At 63.5% G+C, this 6,984-nt stretch carries 9 protein-coding genes; 4 read left to right on the top strand and 5 right to left on the bottom strand.

Going from position 1 to position 6,984, the window contains the following annotated elements; all coding sequences use genetic code 11:
• Window positions 1-191: 191 nt before the first annotated feature.
• Window positions 192-845: a class I SAM-dependent methyltransferase gene (locus H162_RS0125495; protein ID WP_211223746.1), complete on the top strand. Its 654-nt coding sequence runs from the start codon at window positions 192-194 to the stop codon at window positions 843-845.
• A 34-nt stretch (window positions 846-879) separates the two neighbouring features.
• Here the strand turns inward: H162_RS0125495 and H162_RS0125500 are convergent, their stop codons facing one another.
• The 5 genes from H162_RS0125500 to H162_RS0125520 all read right to left on the bottom strand — a co-directional run bounded on the left by H162_RS0125500 (window position 880) and on the right by H162_RS0125520 (window position 3,867).
• Complete coding sequence (locus tag H162_RS0125500) at window positions 880-1,182, bottom strand: hypothetical protein (protein ID WP_020656322.1); 303 nt, start codon at window positions 1,180-1,182, stop codon at window positions 880-882.
• Window positions 1,172-1,549: a phage holin family protein gene (locus tag H162_RS0125505; RefSeq protein WP_020656323.1), complete on the bottom strand. Its 378-nt coding sequence runs from the start codon at window positions 1,547-1,549 to the stop codon at window positions 1,172-1,174. Before H162_RS0125505 ends, H162_RS0125500 begins: the two co-directional genes overlap by 11 nt.
• A complete protein-coding gene (locus H162_RS0125510) occupies window positions 1,549-1,869 on the bottom strand; it encodes an ElaB/YgaM/YqjD family protein (protein WP_020656324.1) in 321 nt (106 codons plus the stop codon). Before H162_RS0125510 ends, H162_RS0125505 begins: the two co-directional genes overlap by 1 nt.
• An 85-nt stretch (window positions 1,870-1,954) precedes the next feature.
• Entirely contained in the window at window positions 1,955-2,809 is an 855-nt protein-coding gene (ubiA, locus tag H162_RS0125515) for a 4-hydroxybenzoate octaprenyltransferase (RefSeq protein ID WP_020656325.1), read from the bottom strand.
• 161 nt (window positions 2,810-2,970) lie between these two features.
• Entirely contained in the window at window positions 2,971-3,867 is an 897-nt protein-coding gene (locus tag H162_RS0125520; RefSeq protein WP_051110003.1) for an enoyl-CoA hydratase/isomerase family protein, read from the bottom strand.
• A gap of 372 nt (window positions 3,868-4,239) precedes the next feature.
• On the opposite strand from H162_RS0125520, the gene H162_RS0125525 reads away from it, so the two are divergent.
• The 3 genes from H162_RS0125525 to H162_RS33555 form a co-directional block, all read left to right on the top strand.
• Window positions 4,240-5,742, top strand: coding sequence for a PhoX family protein (locus H162_RS0125525; protein ID WP_020656327.1), 1,503 nt, complete (start codon window positions 4,240-4,242; stop codon window positions 5,740-5,742).
• A 25-nt stretch (window positions 5,743-5,767) separates the two neighbouring features.
• Window positions 5,768-6,346: a PEP-CTERM sorting domain-containing protein gene (locus H162_RS0125530; protein WP_020656328.1), complete on the top strand. Its 579-nt coding sequence runs from the start codon at window positions 5,768-5,770 to the stop codon at window positions 6,344-6,346.
• A 438-nt stretch (window positions 6,347-6,784) separates the two neighbouring features.
• Window positions 6,785-6,984: transposase (locus H162_RS33555; protein WP_020655612.1), on the top strand; the 200-nt coding region annotated here is incomplete at its 3' end.

Below are 6,984 nucleotides of genomic sequence, written 5' to 3' on the forward strand. Positions count from 1 at the left end.
TCCTTACGGATTGCTTACGCCGGGCTTACGCAGGATATTAACGCTTTTGTTGCCTCAGGAACCATTTTGCCTGGCGACCCGGCAAATTAACTGCCTTGGGCCGGTGCGCCTTTATGTAAATACATTCTGGCTGGGCAAACAGTATAATTGGACGTAAGCAACTGAATCGACTGATGGGAAGAAAAATGGGCGTGACGTCAGAACAGGTCGCAGCCGGGCAGGCTGTCTATACGAAGCGTACGTTGGGCGCGTATGACTTCGTCGTGCTGGGTGTATCGAACCGCTTCATCTGGAAGTGCCGCACGCCACGGCTGGTGGATCACTACAACCGGCATATCACGCCGAATCACCTGGATGTCGGTGTCGGCACCGGCTATTTCCTGGATCATTGCAGCATGGCCGCGCCTGCGCCGCGTATCGCATTAATGGACCTGAACCAGAGCACGCTGGATTTCGCTTCGCGCCGGATTGCGCGCTACAAGCCCGAGGCTTATCTGCGGAATGTATTGGAGCCGATTCCGCTGGATGCCGCGAAATTCGACTCCGTGGGAATCAATTACCTGCTCCATTGCGTCCCCAGCAGCATCGAATCGAAGGCCGCGGCATTCGATCACCTGAAGGCGCTGATGAATCCCGGCGCGGTCCTGTTTGGTTCCACCCTGCTGCATGGCGGCGTTTCCCGGAATGGGGCCGCAAAACGCCTCATGGATTTTTACAATAAAAAGGGAATCTTCTCCAACCGGCACGATCATCTCGACGGGCTGAAGGAGGCGCTGGGCCGGCGGTTCCGGGATGTGTCGGTGGAAGTCGTCGGGTGTGCCGCGCTGTTCTCGGCGCGGGTGTGACGGTGCAGTCCGGCCGGCGCCGGCCGGCGCCGCCTCAGTGAACCTCGAAGCCTTTCCACCCCAGCACCGGCAGCGTCTTGCGCGCGAACTTGTACGCCGACACCCCCGCCGTCACGATCCCGACCGCCCATTTCGGCTTGGTCGCCAGGAAGCCCGCCGCCACGCCGGCGACGATCAGGGCGGTGCGCTTGTGCTCCGCCACATAGGCCGGAACGACGCCCAGGGTCTCGGCCGATGTCAGCCGGGCGATGTCATCGGCCATCAGGAAGCGCTGTTCGGCGCACAGCGCCACCAGCTCCGCGCGGCGCGCGGCCAGTTGTTGCGACCTAGTAGCCATCGACCGCTCCTCCCTTGACCGATTCCATGTCCTTGCGCAGCTCGGCCAGCGTGGCGCCCAGCAGCGGGGGACGGGAAGCCAGCCCGGCGCGCAGCTTCGCCAGCGTGAACATGCTGGCGAGCGCGAACAGGGCCGTCATGCCGCCCACTGCCAGCAGGCGGTGGCTGTCCCAGAACAGCACCAGCACGAACAGCACCGCCAGGACGACCGCGCCGGCCGCCAGGAAGGCGGCCGCCAGCGCCCAGGCCAGGTAGCCGAACAGGCGCTGCGTCTCTTCCTGCAGCTCGACGGCCGCCAGTTCCAGCCGGGTGCGCGCCATGGCGAGCACCGTGGCGCCGATCCGTCCGACTGCCGTCGTGATCGCCATTATTTGCGGGCGATCAGCATGCCGACCACGACGCCGATGGCGGCGCCCAGGCCCACCGACTTCCAGGGATTCTCTTTGACGTACTCGTCGGTCGCGCGCGCCGCTTCCTTGGTGCGCTCGACCACGGTTTCCTCGAACTCGATGATGCTGGCCTTGGCGTTGACCAGGGTTTCCTCGAACTTGGCCTTGGCCGCCTTCAGTTCGTCGCCGGTCAGCTGGCCGCCGTTGCGCAGCCAGTTTTCCGCGTCATGGATCACGGTCTTCAGGTCGCTCATCAGCTGTTCACGGGTGCCGGTCTGGGTAGGGATCTTTTCAATCATGCTGCGCCTCTTCTGGTTGTCGTCGAATCTGCTGCCGTGTCACCGGCACCATGCTTTGTCGTTCCGGTTTGCTTTTCAAGCAATATTAACCGAATGCATAGTCTAACGCGACACCCAGGAACAGTGCAGCACCAAGCCAATTGTTGTGTCGAAACGCCTTGAAGCAGGCCATGCGTTCGCGATCGCGGATCAGGGTGTAGTGGTAGAGCGCGATGGCGGCGGCCGCGACCACGCCGGCCACGAACCACCAGCGCAGGCCCAGGTACCAGCCGCACACCAGGTCGATCGCCAGCGCGGCGCCGTAGCACAGCATGACGGCGGCGACGTCGAAGCGGCCGAAGGTGATGGCCGAGGTGCGCATGCCGATCTTCAGGTCGTCGTCGCGGTCCACCATCGCGTATTCGGTGTCGTAGGCCACCGCCCAGAACACATTGGCCACCAGCAGCCACCAGGCCACCGCCGGGACGCTGCCCTGCACGGCGGCGAAGGCCATCGGGATGCCGAAGCCGAAGGCGATGCCCAGGTAGGCCTGCGGGATCGCGAAGAAGCGCTTGAAGTAGGGATAGGTGCCGGCCACGATCACCGCCGCCACCGACAGCTGCTTGGTCAGGGTGTTCAGCGGCAGGATCAGCAGGAAGGACACCAGCGCCAGCACCGCCGCCACCATCACGGCTTCCCAGGCGCGGATCTTGCCGCTGGTGAGAGGGCGGTCGACCGTGCGCTTGACGTGGCGGTCGAAGTCGCGGTCGGCATAGTCGTTGATGGCGCAGCCCGACGAGCGCATCAGCGCGGTGCCGAGCACGAAGATGACCAGCACCAGCGGATCCGGCACCCCGCCGGAAGCCATCCACAAGGCCCACAGGGTAGGCCACAGCAGCAGGAGAATGCCGATCGGCTTGTCGGCCCGGACCAGGCGGAAATAGAGCGCCAGCTTGTTCATGGATGAATCGCTTCTTGTCTAGCAAGAACTGTTGAGCAGAAGACAGCGATTCTAAAGCTTTTGCCGGGTTCTGGCTGGCGCTTGGCGCCGCGCGCGCATCCGCAGGAAGAAAAGCCCGGGCGCTGGCGGGGCCATGAAGTCAGCGGCCCATGCCGCACGGCTCATTTGTCCGGTTGATTGACCTGGCCGGTGTATTTGTCGAGATGGATTTCCACATCGGGCTTCTTCTGCAGCCCGAGTTCCATCAGTCGCTTGATGTTGCGCTGGGCCGCCGGGCGCTGCACCGAGGCGATAAAGGCCGACCATTCCGCCCCGATGTCCTTGTCGGGCGGCAGGCTGGCGACGTTGACCAGGTTCTTGATCTCGCCGATGGATTGCTTGTCGAAGGTCGAGATGCGGCGCGCCAGGCTGTCCACGAACTTGTCGAGCTGGGCATCGGGCAGGGCGCGGTTGACATAGCCGTAGCGCTCGGCGAGCTCGCCATTGATGTCGTTACCGCTCAACAGGATCTCCAGTGCGCGCCCGCGTCCCACCAGGCGCGGCAGGCGGGCCATCGGGCCGCCGCCGGGAACGAAACCGGCGCCGATCTCGAACTGCGACAGCACGGCCTTCTCGCGGCTGGCGAAGCGCATGTCGGCGGACAGGGCCAGTTCGCTGCCGACGCCGGTTGCACGGCCGCGTATCGACGCGATCGAGACCACCGGCGAGCGGCTCAGGCGCACCAGCATGTCGGGCAGCGGCGGCAGGCCGGTCGGCCCGTTCGGCATGCGGGTGGTGACCTCGAGCGGCGGCACGAAATCGTAGTGGGTCAGGAAGAAGCCGGGCACGGCGCTCTCGAACACGACGACCTTCAACTGGGGATCCTTCTCGATCTGGGTGATCACATTGTCGAGCATCGCCATCGATTCCGGGCCGTAGATGTTGAACGGAGGATGGTCGATGATGACACGCCAGTAGGCGGGCGTGACGCGCGTGATCCTGAACTGCTCTTTCGCAGCGGACGGGGCCGCCTGCGATCCTTTGCCGGCGGGCGCGCCTGCCTGTTCGCCCCCCGCCATCGCACCGCCGCCGACGCAGAGTCCGACGACCAATGCCGCCATCGTTCTTTCCAGTGTCATGTTCTTCTCCTCTTGTGAATGAAAAGGCAACACGTAGGCCAGCCCTGGTCGACGCCCGGCCAGTCTAGGCGCGTGGTTTTCGAACCATCAAGGCGGCATTGGTGAGAGCTGTATCTTTTCCTGCTGGCGCGGCTCCCTGATGTGAAAAGAAATGTTGTCTTTTTGTTGTCATTAAACCGACATTTTTGTTTGTTTAAATGCATCAGTCCGTGCCGGGGTGGTATGGACCAGGCTGGCCCGCCGTCCGGCGCCGGCCGACGAATTCCGATGCCGGCACAACCGGCCCGATCCTACTCATTGGAGAAGCACAGCATGACAAACAAGGACATCTCGCCGTCGCGGCGCAATCTGCTCAAGGGCATGGCGGGCGCCTCCGCGCTGCCCTTCGTCGGCGCGTTCGCCGCGCTGCAGTCGCAGCAGGCCCTGGCCGCCAACGGCGCGACCGCCCTGGTCGACAGCCCCTATGGTCCGATCGCTCCCGTCAACGACCTGAGCACCGGCCTGCCGCTGCTGCAACTGCCGCCGGGCTTCAGCTACAAGAGCTTCGGCTGGCGCGGCGACCTGATGACCGATGGCCGCGCCTGCCCGGGCGGGCACGACGGCATGGGCGTGATCGTCGCGCGCAAGCTCGGCCGCAGCACCGAGCTGGTCCTGGTGCGCAACCATGAAATTGGCGGCGCCAGCGCGGCCAATTTCCTCAACGCGCATGGCGTCTACGACGGCGGCAATGTCAGCGCCGCTTCCTCGAACAGGTTCGGCGGCGGCACCACCAACCTGCTGTTCCGTGACGGCAGCTGGGTCGGCATGACCCCGAGCCTGGGCGGCACCCAGACCAACTGCGCCGGCGGCATCACCCCCTGGGGCACCTGGCTGACCTGCGAGGAAGTCGGTTCGGACGCCGTCAGCGTCTCGGGCCGCAAGCACGGCTACGTGTTCGAAGTGACCGCCGATCCGCTCGACGTGAGCGGCCAGCCGATCATCGGCATGGGCCGCTTCGCGCACGAAGCCGCCGCCGTCGATCCGGCCACCGGCAATGTCTACGAGACCGAAGACCAGTCGGGCAAGTCGGGCTTCTACCGCTATGTCCCGGACATCAAGACCGGCGCCCCGGGTTCGCTGGCGCGCGGCGGCGTGCTGCAGATGGCGAAGGTCAAGGGCGCGAACAACGTCAACCTCGGCACCGCCTCGGTCAGCGACACCTATGAACTGGAGTGGGTGGACATCGCCAATCCGGACGCCAACCGCGGCAACGCGACCGGCCTGAACGGCGTCCTGGTCACCGGCGCCGCCGGTCCCTTCGTGCAGGGCTGGACCCAGGGCGCGCTGCGCATGAACCGCGGCGAAGGCATCTGGTACGCGCAGGGCAAGATGTATGTGATGGATACCTCGGGCGGCGCGGTGCAGCGCGGCGCGATCTGGGAACTCGACCTGGCGACCCAGGTGCTCAAGTGCATCTACTCGAGCCCGAGCCCGCTGGTCGGCAACATGGGCGACAACCTGACCGTCAGCCCGCGCAACGGCATCGTGATCTGCGAAGACTCTTCCAGCGTGATCACCGACGGCTTCGGCTTCGGCCAGCGCCTGATGGGCCTGACCGGCGCGGGCGACGCCTACATCTTCGCGAAGAACAACATCGTGCTGAATGCGGCGCAACTGCAGGGCGCGGGCAAGCTGGCCTCGCTGGCGGGCGACCATCGCGGCAACGAATTCGCCGGCGCCTGCTTCGATCCGACCGGCCGCTACCTGTTCGTCAACATCCAGACCCCGGGCGTGACCTTCGCGATCTCGGGCCCGTGGGCCAAGGGTCCGCTGTAATCCAACTCATTCACAGGGGAATACCATGAACATTCTGAAACTCGCCGCCGCCGCCTGCGCCGCGCTGGCGCTCTCGACCACCGCCAGCGCCGCAGTGCTGGTCGGCGCCAGCGGCTCGTCCAACGCCGTCACCGACTACAGCACTGCCGGCCTGGTGTCCTTCAACCTCGACCTGAAGAACTTCAGCGGCAGCAAACTGAGCTTCATGCTGCAGGAAGAAGACCTGCTGGCCCCGCTGAGCCTGAGCGCCATGATCCTGAACCTGAGCGGTTCGCCGATCTCGCAGTTCAACTTCGGCCTGAAGGGCATCTCGTTCGCCAGCGCCGGCAGCGTGACGCCGGGCTTCGGCACGCTCGACAAGGTGAGCTACGGCAGCAACAACGCCGGCATCGGCTTCGCCAGTGCGGAGCCGGCGGAGTTCCACTTCGGGAACCCGCTGGGCCTGTCCGGCCAGAGCGACTGGATCCTGAACACCGCCGGCCTGAAGGCGGGCGACACCTTCACGATCACCGCCCAGGTGCCGGAGCCGTCGACTGTGGCGCTGGTGCTGCCGATGCTGTGCATGGCCGGGCTGATGGCTGCGCGCCGCCGCAAACAGGATTGATTCGGGCCTGGACCAACGTAAGCCGGCGGATAGCCGGCTTTTTTTGTTTCCAGTTGGTCGTTCGGTACGTCGGTTTTGCAGGGGCATTCATGCCCTCAGTTCACCCACTCCCATCTGGCTGTTGCAGGGCGGCTGTATGCAACGAAGCAAAAAGGTGAACTGAAACAACATAAATTTTATATCTGTACACACAACTGAAAAATAGAAACTTTCGGTATTTTTTACACTTCTTCAAAGAATCTAATTTTAGTTCAACATAGGTATTTGATTTTAATCAAGGTATGCAAGCTGGTACATAACTTGCTCTTACTCCTTTGCTTCACCTGGTAGTTACCTCCAAGAACGAAGTCATTCCAAAGGAGCTAGGGAAGTACTGATTTAATCGTCTGCCAATCTGCTGAGCTGTCACAATAGCGCATCCAATTTCCGAGTAAATCGATGACGCAGATGAGCTTTTCCGATGTTGAGTACGCCAGCAAGAAGAAGCTGACTCGACGCGACCGTTTCCTTGCAGAGATCGAGGCTGCAACGCCGTGGCCAACTCTGGTTGCGGCGCTGCTGCCGTACTATCCGAAAGGCGATGGTCGTGGCCGGCCGCCGGTCGGTCTTGAGCGCATGCTGCGCATGTACATTGCCCA

Source organism: Massilia niastensis DSM 21313, from assembly GCF_000382345.1.
GTDB classification, from domain to species: Bacteria; Pseudomonadota; Gammaproteobacteria; order Burkholderiales; family Burkholderiaceae_D; genus Telluria; species Telluria niastensis.